Annotated in this window: 23 protein-coding genes; 11 read left to right on the forward strand and 12 right to left on the reverse strand. The window is 61.4% G+C overall.

From position 1 onward, the window contains the following. Positions 1 to 159: 159 nt before the first annotated feature. Entirely contained in the window at positions 160 to 954 is a 795-nt protein-coding gene (locus ACM5SV_RS21900) for a response regulator (RefSeq protein ID WP_003542253.1), read from the reverse strand. Positions 955 to 1,211: 257 nt separating this feature from the next. Between ACM5SV_RS21900 and ACM5SV_RS21905 the strand changes: the two genes are divergently transcribed. After that, positions 1,212 to 1,418, forward strand: a complete 207-nt coding sequence (locus tag ACM5SV_RS21905; RefSeq protein WP_003542250.1) for a NepR family anti-sigma factor — start codon at positions 1,212 to 1,214, stop codon at positions 1,416 to 1,418. 9 nt (positions 1,419 to 1,427) lie between these two features. Beyond that, complete coding sequence (locus ACM5SV_RS21910; RefSeq protein ID WP_003542247.1) at positions 1,428 to 1,985, forward strand: RNA polymerase sigma factor; 558 nt, start codon at positions 1,428 to 1,430, stop codon at positions 1,983 to 1,985. Between the two features lie 271 nt (positions 1,986 to 2,256). Here ACM5SV_RS21910 and ACM5SV_RS21915 read toward each other — a convergent pair whose 3' ends face one another. The 7 genes from ACM5SV_RS21915 to hemP form a co-directional block, all read right to left on the reverse strand. After that, entirely contained in the window at positions 2,257 to 2,658 is a 402-nt protein-coding gene (locus tag ACM5SV_RS21915; RefSeq protein ID WP_011653160.1) for a hypothetical protein, read from the reverse strand. A gap of 9 nt (positions 2,659 to 2,667) precedes the next feature. Continuing rightward, a complete protein-coding gene (locus tag ACM5SV_RS21920) occupies positions 2,668 to 3,012 on the reverse strand; it encodes a DUF883 family protein (protein ID WP_012758654.1) in 345 nt (114 codons plus the stop codon). A 148-nt stretch (positions 3,013 to 3,160) separates the two neighbouring features. Beyond that, positions 3,161 to 3,955: a heme ABC transporter ATP-binding protein gene (locus tag ACM5SV_RS21925; RefSeq protein WP_222015914.1), complete on the reverse strand. Its 795-nt coding sequence runs from the start codon at positions 3,953 to 3,955 to the stop codon at positions 3,161 to 3,163. A gap of 36 nt (positions 3,956 to 3,991) precedes the next feature. Continuing rightward, complete coding sequence (locus ACM5SV_RS21930) at positions 3,992 to 5,104, reverse strand: FecCD family ABC transporter permease (RefSeq protein WP_222015872.1); 1,113 nt, start codon at positions 5,102 to 5,104, stop codon at positions 3,992 to 3,994. A 2-nt stretch (positions 5,105 to 5,106) separates the two neighbouring features. Further along, positions 5,107 to 6,036, reverse strand: a complete 930-nt coding sequence (locus ACM5SV_RS21935; RefSeq protein WP_222015875.1) for a heme/hemin ABC transporter substrate-binding protein — start codon at positions 6,034 to 6,036, stop codon at positions 5,107 to 5,109. Between the two features lie 11 nt (positions 6,037 to 6,047). Further along, complete coding sequence (locus ACM5SV_RS21940) at positions 6,048 to 7,097, reverse strand: hemin-degrading factor (RefSeq protein ID WP_419425395.1); 1,050 nt, start codon at positions 7,095 to 7,097, stop codon at positions 6,048 to 6,050. 8 nt (positions 7,098 to 7,105) lie between these two features. Continuing rightward, a complete protein-coding gene (hemP, locus tag ACM5SV_RS21945) occupies positions 7,106 to 7,288 on the reverse strand; it encodes a hemin uptake protein HemP (protein ID WP_012758649.1) in 183 nt (60 codons plus the stop codon). 176 nt (positions 7,289 to 7,464) lie between these two features. Here hemP and ACM5SV_RS21950 point away from each other — a divergent pair, with 176 nt between their 5' ends. The 5 genes from ACM5SV_RS21950 (at position 7,465) to ACM5SV_RS21970 (ending at position 10,485) form a co-directional block, all read left to right on the forward strand. After that, a complete protein-coding gene (locus tag ACM5SV_RS21950) occupies positions 7,465 to 7,887 on the forward strand; it encodes a hypothetical protein (protein WP_113546093.1) in 423 nt (140 codons plus the stop codon). Between the two features lie 157 nt (positions 7,888 to 8,044). After that, entirely contained in the window at positions 8,045 to 9,376 is a 1,332-nt protein-coding gene (locus tag ACM5SV_RS21955) for a TonB family protein (RefSeq protein ID WP_222015878.1), read from the forward strand. A 108-nt stretch (positions 9,377 to 9,484) separates the two neighbouring features. Further along, on the forward strand, positions 9,485 to 9,892 hold the full coding sequence (locus tag ACM5SV_RS21960; protein ID WP_113546092.1) for a DUF2325 domain-containing protein: 408 nt from the start codon (positions 9,485 to 9,487) through the stop codon (positions 9,890 to 9,892). Then, a complete protein-coding gene (locus ACM5SV_RS21965) occupies positions 9,889 to 10,161 on the forward strand; it encodes a hypothetical protein (protein ID WP_222015880.1) in 273 nt (90 codons plus the stop codon). The genes ACM5SV_RS21960 and ACM5SV_RS21965 overlap by 4 nt, the downstream gene beginning before the upstream one ends. A gap of 9 nt (positions 10,162 to 10,170) precedes the next feature. Continuing rightward, a complete protein-coding gene (locus ACM5SV_RS21970; protein ID WP_017994942.1) occupies positions 10,171 to 10,485 on the forward strand; it encodes an antibiotic biosynthesis monooxygenase family protein in 315 nt (104 codons plus the stop codon). Between the two features lie 338 nt (positions 10,486 to 10,823). Here ACM5SV_RS21970 and ACM5SV_RS21975 read toward each other — a convergent pair whose 3' ends face one another. After that, positions 10,824 to 11,195 carry a DUF423 domain-containing protein gene (locus tag ACM5SV_RS21975; RefSeq protein ID WP_012758644.1) on the reverse strand — a complete coding sequence of 124 codons (372 nt, stop codon included), beginning with the start codon at positions 11,193 to 11,195 and terminating at the stop codon, positions 10,824 to 10,826. After that, positions 11,192 to 11,602 carry a group II truncated hemoglobin gene (locus tag ACM5SV_RS21980; RefSeq protein ID WP_011653148.1) on the reverse strand — a complete coding sequence of 137 codons (411 nt, stop codon included), beginning with the start codon at positions 11,600 to 11,602 and terminating at the stop codon, positions 11,192 to 11,194. Before ACM5SV_RS21980 ends, ACM5SV_RS21975 begins: the two co-directional genes overlap by 4 nt. A 168-nt stretch (positions 11,603 to 11,770) precedes the next feature. Between ACM5SV_RS21980 and ACM5SV_RS21985 the strand changes: the two genes are divergently transcribed. The 4 genes from ACM5SV_RS21985 (at position 11,771) to ACM5SV_RS22000 (ending at position 14,724) form a co-directional block, all read left to right on the forward strand. Further along, positions 11,771 to 12,334, forward strand: coding sequence for a TetR/AcrR family transcriptional regulator (locus ACM5SV_RS21985; protein WP_012758642.1), 564 nt, complete (start codon positions 11,771 to 11,773; stop codon positions 12,332 to 12,334). 18 nt (positions 12,335 to 12,352) lie between these two features. Continuing rightward, positions 12,353 to 12,694, forward strand: coding sequence for an SMR family transporter (locus ACM5SV_RS21990; protein ID WP_003542195.1), 342 nt, complete (start codon positions 12,353 to 12,355; stop codon positions 12,692 to 12,694). A gap of 191 nt (positions 12,695 to 12,885) precedes the next feature. Then, positions 12,886 to 13,671, forward strand: a complete 786-nt coding sequence (locus tag ACM5SV_RS21995; protein ID WP_222015882.1) for a ThuA domain-containing protein — start codon at positions 12,886 to 12,888, stop codon at positions 13,669 to 13,671. A 9-nt stretch (positions 13,672 to 13,680) separates the two neighbouring features. Next, positions 13,681 to 14,724 (forward strand): Gfo/Idh/MocA family protein, encoded by a 1,044-nt coding sequence (locus ACM5SV_RS22000; protein ID WP_222015884.1) that lies wholly within the window; start codon positions 13,681 to 13,683, stop codon positions 14,722 to 14,724. A 93-nt stretch (positions 14,725 to 14,817) separates the two neighbouring features. Here the strand turns inward: ACM5SV_RS22000 and ACM5SV_RS22005 are convergent, their stop codons facing one another. Further along, the gene (locus ACM5SV_RS22005) at positions 14,818 to 15,213 is read right to left on the reverse strand and encodes a DUF1236 domain-containing protein (RefSeq protein ID WP_113546088.1); all 396 of its coding nucleotides are present in this window, start codon (positions 15,211 to 15,213) and stop codon (positions 14,818 to 14,820) included. 130 nt (positions 15,214 to 15,343) lie between these two features. After that, positions 15,344 to 16,453 carry an ABC transporter permease gene (locus ACM5SV_RS22010; RefSeq protein ID WP_222015886.1) on the reverse strand — a complete coding sequence of 370 codons (1,110 nt, stop codon included), beginning with the start codon at positions 16,451 to 16,453 and terminating at the stop codon, positions 15,344 to 15,346.

Consider the following 16,453-nt stretch of genomic DNA (forward strand, 5'->3'; position numbering starts at 1 on the left):
TGTGACATCTTGAACGTCGCTGAAGGGAGCGCCCTTCCAGACACCGCCTGCCAACTCTAGAACAAAGCGCTGCAAAAACCGTTAAAGCCACCGGAGCGTCCCGGTAGCACCGGAACGCCTGCTTTGGCGATTTGGTTCCGAAGGCCGGAAAATTGCGTCTCAGGCGGCTACTCTGGTCGATTCATTGAAGAAAAGAGCTTGGCTGATCAATGCCTTGACCATGTCGGGATTGAACGGCTTGGTGACAAGGAAAGTCGGTTCCGGGCGCTCGCCGGTCAGAAGCCGTTCCGGGAAGGCAGTGATGAAGATCACCGGTACGCTCGACGTCTTGAGAATGTCGTTGACTGCGTCGATACCGGAGCTGCCATCGGCAAGCTGGATGTCGGCCAGCACCATGCTCGGCTTGGTCTTATTGTAGAGCGCCACGGCCTCCGCATGCGTACGGGCAATGCCGGTGACGCGATGGCCGAGGCTCTCGACCATCTGCTCGATATCCATGGCGATCAGCGGTTCGTCCTCGATGATCATGATATCGGTTGCGACCTGACGGGAAATCTCCTGCGACGCGACGTCGAGCAGATGCATGACATCCTGTTCTTCGGTTTCCAGGATTTCGGCGATTTCGGCGACGCGGAAATTCTCCACGGAGGCGAGCAGGAAGGCCTGACGGGCGCGCGGCGAAACCTTGGAAAGGTTCAGCGTGGCACGCTGCTCCCAGGCATAGGGCGAGGTCGGCTCTGGAATCTGGACTGCGGTGGAACCAAACAGTTGCGTGAACAGTTTGTAGAGTGCGACCCGGTCATTCGCCGTATCCGGGAAAATCGAGAGATCGGCGATGATGGCTTCGAGAACGGCGGCGACATAAGCGTCGCCCGAAGTCTGAGTGCCGGTAAGGGCGCGGGAATAGCGGCGCAGATAAGGAAGGTGCGGCGCAATCCGAGTAGAAAGTGTCATTAATGGGCTCCTGCATACAGGCCGGCATTGGCTTCAATGAGCGGTTAACGTCGCCTTGATAAAAAAGTTCCGGAACGGCAGGAACTTTTTTCGTCGCGCCGCATTATTCCAGCCGACGAAGAAAGGGCGTAGCGTTTTGACCCATGCAACGGCAAATGCCAGCGACATCGACAATGGAACGTTCGATGTCGATGGTTGAAATCGTTTTTGATCCCATCCACGCCCCTCGAACAGACAACCGGCGAGAAGACGAATTGATGACTACACGCAAGAAAGAAGCAGCCGATCAGCGAAAGCTGGAGCTGCGGGCAAGCGACATCCTGGACCCGAACAACCAGATCGGCGTCAGGCTCCGGTCGCTTTATTCGGCCGCACAGGATGAGGCGATTCCCGATCGTTTTCTCGACCTTCTCGAAAAGCTCGACCATGCTGAAATGATGGCTTCTGCCAAGATGGCCGAATAGGATCGCCGCATGGAAGACAAATCGCAACCCAGCTTCAAGCGGGAACTGCTGGCGGCACTCCCAAGCCTTCGCGCTTTCGCAATCTCGCTCATCGGGCGGCACGACCGTGCCGACGATCTCGTCCAGGACACCATCATGAAAGCCTGGGCCAAGCAGGATCATTTCGAGATGGGCACCAATATGAAGGCCTGGCTCTTTACGATCCTGCGCAACGAACTCTACAGCCAGATGCGCAAGAGCGGCCGCGAAGTGCAGGACAGCGACGGGCTGTTCACCGAATCTATGGCGATGCACCCCTCGCAATATGGCGCGCTCGATCTGCAGGACTTCAAGAAGGCGCTCGACCAGCTGCCGCCGGATCAACGCGAGGCGATCATCCTCGTCGGCGCCTCGGGTTTTTCCTATGAGGAGGCGGCCGAAATCTGTGGCTGCGCCGTGGGCACCATCAAGAGCCGCGTCAACCGGGCTCGTCAGCGGCTGCAGGAGTTGCTGCAGATCTCAGGCGAGGCTGATTTCGGCCCCGACGCCACCTCGGCGCCGCTGACATCGAAGGCTTTCGCGTTCTGACAAGAGTCATATTTGGGAGGAAAGCCGGCCGCCCCTCGGGGCGCCGGCTTTTTGCGTTTTTCGGTTATGCCATTGATATGATTTGGTGTATTCGCCCCTCATCCGGCTGCCGCCACCTTCTCCCCGCAAGCGGGGCGAAGGGACATGTGTCGCACCCTCACCGTTCCTCGCCAGCCTCTCGCGGGGCACGTCCCCTCTCCCCGTTTTTACGGGGAGAGGGTTAGGGTTAGGGTTAGGGTGAGGGGCAGCCGTTTGCTGCACGTCTCCTCAATCAATCCTCGCGCTTTGACCCTACCAGATTGGCCGCGACGATTGCTGCCAGAACACCGGCAGTCAGGAGCGGCTGGGCGCGGATAAGACCGAGCCCCACCGTTGCCAGCGATTCGAGCGACGCACGGCGTTCACGGGCGCGGCGTGCTTCCCGGGCGTTGATGATCGACATCGCCACCAGGGCGATGATGGCGATCAGCAGCGCGCAGGCGGCCAGGAAGAGAGCAGCGCCGACCGGGCCGTAGATGCCGGCGAGCCAGATGGCGCCGGCGGTGACGGCCAGCGCGTAGGCGGTAAGAAGGAAGAGCACGGCAAGCGCAATGAAGATGCCGTTGCGCTTGGCGCGCGCAACGGTCCGGTGCACGCTTGCGCCCGTCAGCAGGCTGAGGATCGGTAAGATCATCGCGCTTCCTCAGCGCCGGGCGAGGAAGGCGATGGCAAGGCCGAAAGCGGCCGCGGCGCCGATGGTTGCCAGTGGGTGCTTGCGCACGGTCTCGCGCATTTCCGTCGTTCCACGCTCATAGCCGTGCTGCAATTCGCGCAGCAGATCCTCACTGCGGCCAAGCAGTTCCTCATAGCCGGCACCGGCCTGGCTACGGATTTTCTCGCCCTGATGGCGTGAGCTCTTGCCGACGAGGCGCGTCAGTTCGGCGAGTTCGCCGCGCAGCGCCTCGATCTGCTCCTCGATCCCGGATTCCAAATTGTGGAAGGTGCCGTTGCGGCGGCTGCGGCCGGACTGGAAGATAGAATAGCTCATGGCTGTCTCCATTGGCTGGGGCGCGCGCAAGCCCGCCTATTTCGCACGAGGGTCACCACCGTCCGTTGCATGAATGATATCGCCCGGCATTGACCCAGATCACTGCCGACAACGTGCCGGGCGATCAAAAGTTCCGCTCGCGCAGTGCTCAGGGGCGGGAAATGGCGCTGTGGGCGAGCACAAAGGGCGTGCCGTCGGCCGGCACCTGGTTGATGCGCAGCGCGCAGCCGAACACCGAGAGCATCGTTTCGTTCGTCAGCACTTCGCCGATGCTGCCGGCGGCGGCGAGGCGGCCGGATTTCATCAGCACGATGCGGTCGGCAAAGAGCGCCGTTAGGTTGAGATCGTGCATGACGGCGATGACACCGCCGCCGCGTTGGCAGAAATTGCGGGCGAGCGTCATGATGGTCAACTGGTGGCTGATGTCGAGGCTCGAGACCGGCTCGTCGAGCAGCAGCCAGCAGGGCTTGCCGTCGACGACAGGCTCGGCGATCTGGCAGAGCACGCGGGCAAGCTGCACGCGCTGCTGCTCGCCTCCGGAGAGTTCCTGATAGAAACGGCCTTCGAAGCCGGTCAAATCGACGGAGGAAAGCGCTGCCGCCGCCGTCTGCTCGGCCTTGTCGGGATGCAGGTTGAGGCCTGATGTCAGGCCCATGCGGACGATCTCGCGCACGGTGAAGGGAAAGGAGATGGTGCTTGCCTGCGGCAGTACCCCACGAATGGCGGCAAGCTGCCAGGGTTTCAGCGCCTGTACTTCGTCGTCGCCGATGCGCACCGAGCCGCCAAAGGCAAGTTCGCCGGAGATGGCTTTCATCGTCGTCGTCTTGCCGGAGCCGTTCGGCCCGGCAATCGCCGTCAGTTCGCCGGCCTTTGCCGCAAAAGTCACGTCGCTGATGATGGTTTTGCCGGAAAGGCGCACGGAGACGCCGGAAACTTCGATCATCTCAATGTCACTCACGGGGGTCACTCACGACATCACTCACAGGGCAAGGCGCGAACGCTGCCTCAGCAGTATCCACAGGAAGAACGGCCCGCCGACCGCCGCCGTGATGATGCCGATCGGCAGCTCGGCCGGGGCGACCAGGGTGCGCGCCAAGACATCTGCGAAGATCAGCAGGGAGCCGCCGAGAAGAGCTGCGGCCGGCAGCAGGAAACGATGGTCGGGGCCGATCGCCATGCGCAGGATATGCGGCACGACGATCCCGACGAAACCGATGCCGCCGCTGACGGCGACGGACGCGCCGGTCGCCGCAGCGACACCGACGATCGCGACATTCTTCAGCCGCTGCACCGGCACGCCCATATGAAAGGCGGCCGCCTCACCGAGCGTGATGGCATTGAGGCCGCGGGCCATGAAGGGCAGGGCGGTAAAGGACAACAGGATGATCGGGCTGGCGGCGGCGATCTTCGTCCACGTGGCGCCGGCAAGCGAGCCCATGCTCCAGAAGGTCAGGTCGCGCAGCTGCTGGTCGTTGGCCATGTAGATCAGCAGTCCCGTGATGGCGAGGGCGAGCGCGCCGAGCGCGATGCCGGCAAGCAGCATCGTCGCCACCGAGGTCTGTCCGTGACGGGTGGCGAACCTGTAGAGCAGCAGCGTCGTGACGAGGCCGCCGCCGAAAGCGGCTGTCGGCAGAGCGTAGATGCCGAGAAGCGCCTCGACCGGCGCTGCGAGACCGCCACCGAGGACGATCATGGCAACCGCGCCAAAACTTGCGCCGGAGGAGACGCCGACGAGGCCGGGATCGGCCAGCGGATTGCGGAACAGGCCTTGCATCACCGTGCCGGAAACGGCCAGCGACGCGCCGATCAGGAAACCGAGGATCGCCCTTGGCAGGCGGATATCGAAGATGATGATCCGGTCACGCGTGCTGAGCGCCGTCTCGGAACCGGCCATGTTGCTGATGACGTCGAGGATCGAGGCATCCGAGGCGCCTGTCGTCACCGAAAACAGCATCGAGAAGACCGAGCCGATGACGAGCAACGCGATCGCCAGCAAGGCGAGCCGCGTCCTGTCGCCCGCCTGCCTGATGTCGCGGATGTTCGCCATCGGGAATCGTCGCCTTCGGTCCATCATGGCTTGCGGCAGGGCCATGATCAGCCCCCGTAGATCGCCGTGTTGAGCTCACGCGCGGCGGCCGCGGTGCGCGGGCCGAAGCCGAGCAGGTAGCCGCCATCCATTCGGATGATCGCTTTTTTCTCACCTGCCGGCGTCAGTGCGATCGCCGGCTGAGCCAGCAGGTCCTCGTTCTTGGTGCCGGCGCCATCGCCGCGATTCATCATCAAGATGATGTCGGGCTTGGCTTCGATAATCGCCTCGTCCGTCAGCGGCTTGTAGCCCGGGAATGCGCCGACGGCATTGATGGCGCCGGCGAGCTTGACGATGCCATCGGCGGCCGTGCCGGTGCCCGATGCCATAATCCGGCCGTTCTGGGCGCTGAGGATGAAGAGAACGCGCTTGCGCTCGGCCTCCGGGCGCTTTTCGGCATCGGCGATCGCCGCGTCGAGATCGGCCGCGACCTTTTCTTCAAGCGCCTTCGCCTTGTCGGGCACGCCCAGCAGCGTGCCGACACGGTCGATCTTGGCGATGATGCCGTCGCGGGTAAAGGCGCTCGGCACGGACTCGAAGGGCACGCTGGCATTTTTCAGCACGGAGAGCGCCTCCTGCGGGCCCGAACCTTCGACGGCGATGATCGCCGTCGGGTTCATGGCGAGGATGCCTTCCGGCGAGAGCGCGCGCATGTAACCGACATTGGGCAGCTTCAGCGCCGCCTCCGGATAGATGCTCGTCGTGTCGCGGGCGATCAGCCGGTTTTCTTCGCCGAGCGCATAGACGATCTCGGTGATGTCGCCACCGACAGAAACCAGGCGCGACGTGTCGAGCTTCTTTTCTTCGGCGTGGGCGGCGCGGACGAAGGCAAAGCCGTCGACCGCCCGCGCCGTCGGGATCAGCGGCAGCGCCATGACGGCCGCCGTCAGGGCCAGTTCCCAAGGGCGGATCCGGCGCAGATTGTTACGCGTCGTCATCGTTGCGATCCTTATGCGGCCACGCTTGCTGCCCGCGGCAGGTTTTCGATGATCTCGCGCCACTCCGCGCGTTCGTCGGAACCTTCCTGCCGCTTGCCGAAGAACTGGATGATCATCTCGCCTTCGGCATTGTAAGCTTCCAACGAGGTGATGTGGCCGTCGGTGGTCGGCTTGCGCACGGCCCAGGTCTCGGCGATGTGATCCTGGCGCAGATGCAGGTGGAAGGTCGGATCCATGATATTGATCCACGGTCCCATCGGCTGCACATTGAAGATCGGGCCGGAATGGATCTGGACGATGCCGTCATTGGCGACGAAGCACATGATCGGCAGGCCGGATTTCACCGAGGCATGCATCATCTCTGCCGTCGCGCTGTTGTCGAGCTTCCAGGCATAGTCGTCGCCGACGGTGCGCACGGCCGCCTGGCGGCCGATCTTCAGGCGCTTCAGCATGCCGAAGAACTGATGCGTATCGGTGAGCTTGCTCCAGTTGTCGCGCAACTCGTCACGGCTGACGTCAGTGGTCTCATCGGCGGCGTTCGAGGTTTCAGCTTCGACAAATTCCTGCGACTGGTCTTCCAGCTTCAGCTCGGCGACGATCGCGTGATAGGCCTCGATATTCGAGCTCGGGCGCAGGTGCACCTTGTGCACTGCGTTGCCGGCCTTGTCGAAATATTGGAGGCTGAGGCGCTCGTGATCGCCATCCTTCTTGGATACGGCGAAACCATGCTCCCAGCGGCTTGGGAAGATGCGCAGGTCGATATTCTCGCCGAGAACGATCGCGGCCTGCGCGCCGCTCTTGATGTTTTCGTAGACGCCGATCTTCTCGTGCACGGCGCTTTCGTTGCGCGACAGCGCCATGACTTCGCCGAGGCCGGCCACGCGCTCGAGAAGCTTCAGCGCACTGCCATCGATGCGGGTCACGCTGATGCCGGTTTCGGCGGCGACGAGGGCTGCCTCGGAAATCTTCAGCTGGGCGGCGATATCACGCTCGCGCATCTTCGGATTGTCAGCGCGAAACGCGCGGATTTCGGCTGGCGCCGGTCTTGTCTGTTCGGTCATATCCTACCCTACTTATTGAGAATGAGCTTGCCCTGACGGGTGATCTTCAGGCGATAGACCAAGCCGTCGTGTCTAATCATGATCTCGTTCGTGCCGCGGAAAAGATCCGCGCTTTCGACGATCCGGTGCTGCGCCGCAGGCTCGCTCTGCAGCGGCACGTGCTTAAAGTTATCTGGCTTTTCAACCATCATTTCGGTTGGCAATTCCATGAGGCCGGTGATCAGGGTCCCCGGTTGTGATGACAATTATCTTGACTTTCTTACTCATAGTTTTTTAAAGACGCAATAGGAGACTATTGTAGTCAAGTTTTTGAGATTGCTGATATGAGGCCGCCTGGCGGCGGTTCGCGACAATGGCGGAGAAGATGATGACGGTTAGGTTTGCGGCTGTTGCAGCCGGCATGGTGATGGCGGTTTCAAGCATGTGCCAGGCGCAGGATGCGGCAACCACCAAGCTGGATGTCGAGCTCAACGCTCTGGCGCCATCGCAAAAGGGCTGCATGATGACTTTCGTCGCCGAGAACAATCTCCAGACCCCGATCAACAAGATCTCCTTCGAACTCGCTTTTTTCAACGATAAAAATGCCGTCGATCGCATCACCGTGCTCGACTTCCGTGATCTGCCGCAGGGCAAGAAGCGCGTGCGCCAGTTCGATATGCCGAATGTGAAGTGCGAGACGGTCACGCGCATCATCATCAACGACACGCCGGTCTGTGACGGCCCGGCGGCGGGCGAATGCATGAAGGGTCTCGTCACCCGCTCGCAGATTTCCGTTCCCTTCGAGGGCTAGAGCGGTTCAGCTTTTCACGAAAGCGCAGAACCGCTCTAACCTTTTGTTTTTACGCAGTTCCGGACGGAAAACCGCTTCGCACTTTTCCTGGAATTGCTTTGAGAATACGCCGGGAATGAATCCCGGCGGGCATGGTCAGACTGTCCGAGGCATACAAATGGCAATTTCAGCGAAGACCAGATCGAGACAGGTGCTCATCGGGGAGCCGGACGCTGACGGCGGTCTGAACGACAACAACATGCATCCCGGCCACGAGCTTTCCGACCTGCGCAATGTGCAGCGGCAGCCGGCTGGCGAGGCGGTGGTCCATTATGCGCGTTTCGCGCAGATACCCTCCTTTCCCGATCATCCGGAGGCCGAACCGACAGCCTCTGTTCCTGCGCCGCCGATGGATGCAGCGGTAGAAAAGCAGGGAGACGAGAAGGCACCGGTGCGGAGACGGGTGGCGCTGACTTGTGTCGGATCGTTTTTTTTTCATACTGCACTGGCCGTCACGCTGTTCCTGGTCATACCCAAGCCTTCGGATGAAACACTGATGGAGGCGGGCGAAGCGATCAGCGTCGTCATGCTCGGCAGTTCTGACGCCGATCAGAGCGCCGCTGGCGAGACCGAGGTGACCATCCAGCAAGAAATTGTTCCGGAAGCTGTCGAACCCGACACGGTCAAGCCAGTAGAAACAACGGAAATGCAGCCGGAGGCCGTCCAAGCGGAAACTGTCCAGCCGACCGATGCAGAGCCGGTCGAAGCCGTTCAGCCCACGCAGGAAGTCACGCGTCAGTCAGCGGAGACAGTGAGGACAGCGGAACCAGAGGTGCTGGTATCGGAAACTCCTGCGGAAACTTCAGTTGCGCAGCCAATGTCGACAGTGGTGCCGGAGCAATCCCCGGAGATGCCGATAACATCCACCGAGCCACCCGTCGCAACCGCGATGCAATCCGAACCGGAAGAGATCAAGCCTGTCGAGACGGCCGCGATTTCTCCCGAGCCGGAACCGCCGACAGAGATCGTCACGCCGCAGCCGAAACCGAAGTTGGAAAAGCCGGTAGAAAAGAAGCCGATCGAAAGAAAGCAGCCCCCGAAGAAGGCACAGGGTTCAGAGGGAGAGGCCAAACAGGAGTCACGTAGGGGCGCCGCGGACGGGCAGGCAGACGCCAGTTCAGACAATAATTCACGCACGTCGGGCGGACGGAGTGGATCGGGCGGTGCATCCGAAGCCAATTACAAGGGCAAGATCGTCTCGCGACTGTTCCGTTGCGTTGACCGGATTGAATCGCGATATCGTCGCAATTCTGCATCCTTGAATGTCCGCATTACGATCAATCGCAACGGAGATGTCACCGCATCAGGCCTTGTCCGAGGTTCGGGCTTGGCCGAGGTGGATAGCGCCGTTTTGTCCCGGATCGCTTCCTGTAATCTTCCTGCTATGCCGGATGACTGGGCCGGATCCTCGCGCTCGTACAGTTTTCCTGTCCAAGTCACCGCTCGATAAAATATGATAAAAATAATCAACTTTATACTTTACTCTAAAAATCAAGTTTAATAAGGTCCACCCGCACACGCAGGAATCGTGTGACGATCAACGAGCGACGGGTGGAATATGGCTCGCAAGGGCAAGAAAGGTTCGAACCGAGAGGTCCGCGATAGCGTGGGCGAGGACGCTGGTCAGGCATCCCTCGGACGGTCCAAACTGGATGGCCGCAGTTTCCTCTATGTCGGTGGCCGTGACTGCCAGGTGGCGCATCTTCGCCAGATCTGCAGCAATTTCGGCGCTGAGCTCATCCACCATGATGGCGGGCTGCGCGAAGCGGTTTCCCGCATCGATACTCTGCTTCCCTCGGTCGACTGCGTCTTCTGCCCCATCGACTGTATCAGCCACGATGCCTGCCTGCGTGTGAAGACCGGCTGCAAGAAGTTCAGCAAGACCTTCATCCCGCTGCGCAACGGCAGCAAGTCCAGCCTGGAGCGTGCGCTGCAGACGATGAACGAACGAGACAATTCCCGATGAACGACCAGCGCCCCGACGGCTTCACCATGATCGGCCTGCATAAGCTCGCCGCGCAGACAGGCGAGGGCCTCGTGCCCGAACTTTACGAACTTTTCCAGCAGCATGCCGAACGCCAGCAGATCTACCAGAATGTGACGCTGTTCCCGACCTGGGAAGCGCGCATGCCCGGGGAAGCGACAACAAGACCGCTTGGCCCAGCAGCGGCAAACGGCGATAATGTTCTCGCCTTTCCCTTGCGTTCTGCAAAGGCGGGCAAGAGGAAGGCGTAGGGAGATTCCATGTATATCGCAATGAACCGCTTCAAGGTTGCGACCGGGAGCGAAGGCGATTTCGAGACGGTCTGGCGCAACCGCGATTCCAGCCTGCCCGAGGTGCCCGGTTTCGTCGAATTCCGCCTGTTGCGCGGCAAGGTCAACGACGAGGAAGGCTATACGCTCTATTCCTCGCACACGGTCTGGAAGAGCGAAGCTGATTTTCAGAACTGGACGAAGTCCGAGAGCTTTCGCGCGGCGCACCGCAATGCCGGCGATCACAAGGCGATCTACAAGGGGCCGCCGGTCTTCGAGGGCTTCAATGTGGTCGATGGGATTTGAGTTCTGTTGATGCGTTTTTCGCCCTCCTGTTTGGTGTGAAGGACAGGTGAGGCTTGCTCCCTCTTCTCCCCAGCGGGGAGAAGGTGGCCCGAAGGGCCGGATGAGGGGGCCACACGGCACAACATTCATGTTGCCCTTCACTCGCGGTCCGTGCATTCGCGGCTTTGCCGCTCACTCCCTCATCGCCTGCCGGCACCGACCGGGGTCGAGCCACGGGTCTCGACCCGTCCTTCGGACCCCCGCTGGGGAGAAGAGATGCGTGGTAACGTCTTCGCCCTCCTTCTCCGTCGAGTGAGAAGATCGGAGCTGTTCGTTGAGCAACGCTCCGAACCGTCGTCTCAAGTCCTGACGCGGAAGACAGCGCCTGCCGCAACGGCCAGCCAGCCAAGCATCATCGCCCAGCCGCCGGTCGGCGCGGCATAGGGGAAGAGGCCGGAGCCGGAAAAGCGCAGGGTGACGAGATCGCCCGCAAAAAGCAGCGTTCCGACAATCATCAGCAAACCGGCCAGCCAGGCGGTTCTGAGCCTGACGTTGCCGAGAGCCAATGCCAGCAGGGCAGGGGCGTGGGCAAGGCACATGGCAGATGCGGATGCCGCAAGATTGGCCTCGCCGCCGCCATGGGCAGCAAGGGCGGCAAGCGCCACGCCGGCTACGCCAAACAGGCCGGCAAAGAGATAGAGCACCGGCTCCAGACGCGCGTTCAAGCTCATGGTTGTTCCTTGTCGTCAGGGGCCTTGTTCTGCATGTGATAGGCGAGCCGTTCGACCGGCGCCCAGATGAGATCGCGCAGCTCCTGGCTCGATATCGTCTCGTCCAGGGCGCGGCGAAAACAGAGCAGCCACTCGTTGCGCTCGACAGGGCCGATCTCGGCGACGAAATGGCGGCTGCGCAGACGCGGATGGCCGCGCTTGTCGGTATAGAGCGGCGGGCCGCCGAGATAACCGGTCATATATTCGTAGAATTTCTCTTCGCTGCCCTCAAGGCTCGGCGGGTGCACGGCCCGCACGTTGCTCGCCTCCGGCAGCCTGTCCATCAGTTCGTAGAAGCGGTGCGTCAGTGCCCGCACGACAGGATCGCCGCCGATCGCCTGATATAAGGTGGTGACCTTCTCCGTCACGAAACCATCCCCATTGCCTCAACCATTCCCCGGCCTCTTCATGCACCGGTCGGCAAATGATCGCAACTGTCATCAAGTTGCCGCGGCATTTCGCGCATAATGCCGGCACGGCAGGGGTTGCGGCCGATTCTCCTTGACAAAACCGTCCGGACGGTATCTTTTATCTGCATGTCGAACGCTCATCATCGCAAGAAACAGCCCGTGCTCGTGCGCCAGCAGTTGCTGGAGGTCGCCGCGCGCCTTGCTGCCAGCGACGGCATGGCCGCCGTCACGCTCGATGCGGTTTCCGCTGCGTCCAGCGTCAGCAAGGGCGGGCTGCTGCATCACTTCCCGACGAAGAATGCGCTGCTCGATGCGCTGTTCGAGAGCCTGCTCGAAAAGTTCGACGCCGATATAGAGGAACTGATGCGCGGCGATCCGCTGCCGCAGGGGCGCTTCACCCGCGCTTATCTGAGGGCGGTATCCGGTCTCAAGGAGCGTCCCGACGATTCCAGGAGTTGGACGCAGGTGACGATCGCGCTTCTTGCCGAACCCCGGCTGCGTCTTCGTTGGCGCCAATGGGTGCAGGCGCGGGCGGAGGAATATATCGGCACAGACTCCTCCCTCGACGCGCAAGTCGTGCGTTTCGCCGCCGACGGTCTTTGGTTCGCAGATACGTTGGAAAGCCATGATATCAACGGCGTTGTGAGGCGGGATCTTATCGATCGCCTTGTCGAACTGACCGGCAAGTAATTCGAAAAGGAATTCGCCATGAGCCAGGCCGCCGTCTACGGGCTGCTGTTTGCAGCCATCGTGCTCGAGGTCATCGGCACGACCGCACTGCAGCTGTCGCAGCAGTTTACCCGCATCGGGCCGACGGCACTCGTCGTCGCCTGTTATGCGGCCGCCTTCTATTGCCTGTCGCTGACTCTGAAAAGCATCCCGGTCGGTATCGCCTATGCGATTTGGAGCGCTTTGGGAATCGTGCTGATTTCCTCGGTCGGCCTGGTGTTCTTCAAGCAGCGCCTCGACCTGCCGGCGATCGTCGGCCTTGGGCTGATCATATCGGGCGTTATGGTCGTCAATCTGTTCTCGAAGTCCGTTTCGCATTGATATTGCTGTGATATTGGCAGGCGGCTTCTCCGCCTTCGGCCGATAAATTTTCCCCTTTGTCAAAATACTGACAAAGGTCTATGTGTTCCTTGGACGTGGAGGAGACGAGGCGCAGCCAGCGCCGTTTTCCAAAGCGCTTTGAATCCTGCCTTCCCGCCTATCGATATTTCCAGGTTCTACAGGAGCACATCATGGCCGTTCGCACCGTCGTCTGGGGAGAGAATATTCACGAGACTACCAATGAGATCGTCCGGGGGATCTATCCCGAGGGCATGCACACTACGATCGCCAATGCGCTGAACACCGATCCAAGTATCTCGGCGACGACAGCGACGCTGCAGGAGCCGGAGCACGGCCTCAGCGAAGCACGTCTTACTGAGACCGACGTCTTGACCTGGTGGGGCCACAAGGATCACGGCGCGGTCTCCGATGTGGTTGTCGAGCGTGTCGCCAAGCGCGTCTGGGAAGGCATGGGCCTGCTTGTGCTGCATTCCGGCCATTTCTCCAAGATCTTCAAGCGGCTGATGGGCACGCCCTGCGCGCTGAAGTGGCGCGAGGCGGGTGAGCGCGAGCGACTGTGGACGATCAACCAGCGCCATCCGATCGCCGCCGGTATCGGCGAGCATTTCGAGCTTGAGAACGAGGAAATGTATGGCGAGCAGTTCTCTGTGCCGGAACCGCTCGAAACGGTGTTCATCTCCTGGTTCCAGGGCGGCGAAGTGTTCCGCTCAGGCCTGACCTGGCGCCGCGGCGCCGGCAACATCTTCTATTTCCGCCCCGGCCACGAGACCTATCCGACCTATCATGACGTCAATGTCCAGAAGGTGCTGATCAACGGCGTGAAGTGGGCCTATAATCCCGAGGGTGCATTGAAGAGCATTACCGATGCTCCAAATGTGCCGGTAGAAAAAGCACTGGAGCCGATCGTCGAACGCGGCCCAAGACTGCACCAGGCCGGCGAAGCCGGTTACCGCTGAGGAGCATCCATGCGACTACTCGTTCTTGGCACGGGGGTGATGGCGAAAAACCAGCTCGCCCGCTTCCCCCTCATCGACGGCGTGACGGTGGTCGGCGCCGTCGACACCGATCCCGAGCGGCTTTCGGCCTTTGCCGACAAGTTCAACATCGAAAAGCAATTTCTTTCGCTGGAGGAGGCGATCGCCTGGGGTGAATTCGATGCGGCGACAAATGTCACGCCCGACCGCATCCATCACCCGACGACGATGGCGCTGATTGCTGCGGGCAAGCATGTGTTCTGCGAAAAGCCGCTGGCGGAGAACTATGCGAAGGCGCTGGAGATGACGGAGGCGGCCGAAAAGGCCGGCGTCATCAACATGGTCAACCTCACCTATCGCAACGTCGCGCCGCTGCAGCGCGCCCGCGAGATGGTGCTCGCCGGCGAGCTCGGCACGATCAGACACGTGGAAGCCTCCTATCTCCAGAGCTGGCTGGTGTCGCGCGCCTGGGGTGACTGGCGCACGGAATCGACCTGGCTGTGGCGGCTTTCCACCGGCCACGGTTCGAACGGCGTGCTTGGCGACGTCGGCATCCATATTCTCGATTTCGCCGCCTATGGCGCGGCGACCGACATCGATCACGTCTTTGCCCGGTTGAAGACGTTCAACAAGGCGCCGGGCGGCCAGATCGGCGAATATCTGCTCGATGCCAATGACAGCTTCACCATGTCCGTCGATTTTGCCAACGGTGCGCTCGGCGTCATCCATGCCAGCCGCTGGGCGACAGGGCATCTGAACGAGTTGAAGCTGCGCATTTATGGCGAGAGGGGCAGCCTTGAGGTCATCCATCGTCCCAGCGGTTCCGAGCTGCATGGCTGCCTCGGCGAGGATGTCGAAACCGCCACCTGGACGAAGATCGAGGTTGAACCGGTGGCGACCAACTACCAGCGTTTTGCCGAGGCCGTGGCAAGCGGCATCCAGCCGGACCCGAACTTCCGCCACGCCGCCAACCTGCAGAAGGTGCTCGACCTCGCGATGGTGACCGAACGCGAGCGCCGCGAGCTGAAGGTCTGATCCGCCCGATCAGACAGCACGACCGCCGTCCTTTCCGGGCGGCGGTTTTCGCTTAGAGAAGAAAGGGTCCGGAAGCGGACCCTTTCTTCCTGTTTATTCAATCACCTGCACCACGCGGTGGGTGCGCGGTTCGACAATCACGTGTTGATTGTTGATGACCGTATAGGCATATTTCGGATTGTCAGGTACCGGTGTCACGACGACATCCGCCGGAAGCGGCTTGCCGACGACAATCGGTTCCTGAACGACCACGGAAGCGGTCGGGGCCGGCTGCTGCTGGACATAGGTGACGACCTCGCGCGGCGGCGGATCCACAACGGCACCGGCGACACCGCCGGCCACGCCGCCAATGGCAGCACCCACGGGGCCGCCGACGATTGCGCCGGTGATGGCGCCACCGGCTGCACCGGTCACGGCTCCATCAGCGAGCGCATTGGTTGCAAGTGACGACAGCGCAAGGGCGCTGGAGACAAGTAGGACCTTGTACATTTTGCTTCTCCTCTGCTGGGGTTGCGTTTGGGTAACGACCACGCCAATCCGAGGTTCCAGCAGGAGAGAGTCACGCTTTGGAAGGCCGGTTCACATTATGTGAGGCGGCTGAAGCCTGAGTCGGGAGGCATTATTCCAGCCGCCGGCGGAAGAGCCAGGCGGCGGCGCTGAGCGTAACAGTGGCGATCAGCGCCAGCGGGATCGTCTGGTTCACCACCTCGCTCAGCGGAATATCCTTCAGGAAGACGCCTTTGACGATCACCAGGAAATAGCGCAGCGGATTGATCAGGGTCACCGGCTGCAACCATCCCGGCATGTTCTCGATCGGCGTCGCAAAGCCTGAGAGCAGCATGGCCGGAACCATGAAAAGGAAGGCGCCGAGGATCGCCTGCTGTTGTGTCATCGACAGCGCCGAGATGAAGAGGCCAAGGCCGGCGACCGAGCCGAGATAGAAGATCGCGCTGCCGTAAAGCAGGAAGAGCGAGCCGCGCAGCGGCACCTCGAAGAGGAAGACGGCGGCCAGGATATAGACGGTAATGTGGAAGAGGCCGATCATCATCGGCGGGATCAGTTTGCCGATCAGGATCTCGTGGATGCGCAGCGGCGAGACCATCAACTGGTCGAAGGTGCCGAGTTCGCGCTCGCGGGCGATCGACAGCGCCGTGACGATGAGACCGATCAGCAGCGCGATGCTGGCGATCAGGTTCGGCACCATGAACCATTGATAGGTCAGGTTCGGGTTGAACCAGTTGCGCGGCACTGTCGAGACGATGTCGGCGCCGGCACGTTTGCCGGCCGGCGTCTCGGCGGCAAGCGCCGCCCCGATCTGCGAGAGATAGCCCGCGACGATCTGCGAGGCGTTGGAGCGGCGGCCGTCGAGCACCACCTGCAGGTCGGCCGGCGCTCCCGCCTCAATATTGCGGGAAAAGTCCGGGCCGATCTCAACGGCCGCAATGGCCGTCTGGTTGTCGATCGCCACCCGGACCTCCGCCTGGCTTCCTGCAATCTCGATTTTCCGGAAGGTTGGCGAGCCATCGATGCGCTCGATCAGTTCCTGGCCCCAGTGACCGTTGTCGCGGTTGAGGATCATCACGTCGACATTGTGGACTTCGAGCGTCGCCGCATAGGAGAAGACGAGAAGCTGGACGATCGGCGGGCCGATCAGGATGGCGCGGCCCTTGGGATCACGCAGGACGGCGAGCAGTTCCTTGACGATCAGGGCGTAGAGCCTTGTCCACAT

The organism is Rhizobium sp. CRRU65 (assembly GCF_048551595.1).
Classification (GTDB): Bacteria; Pseudomonadota; Alphaproteobacteria; order Rhizobiales; family Rhizobiaceae; genus Rhizobium; species Rhizobium leguminosarum_J.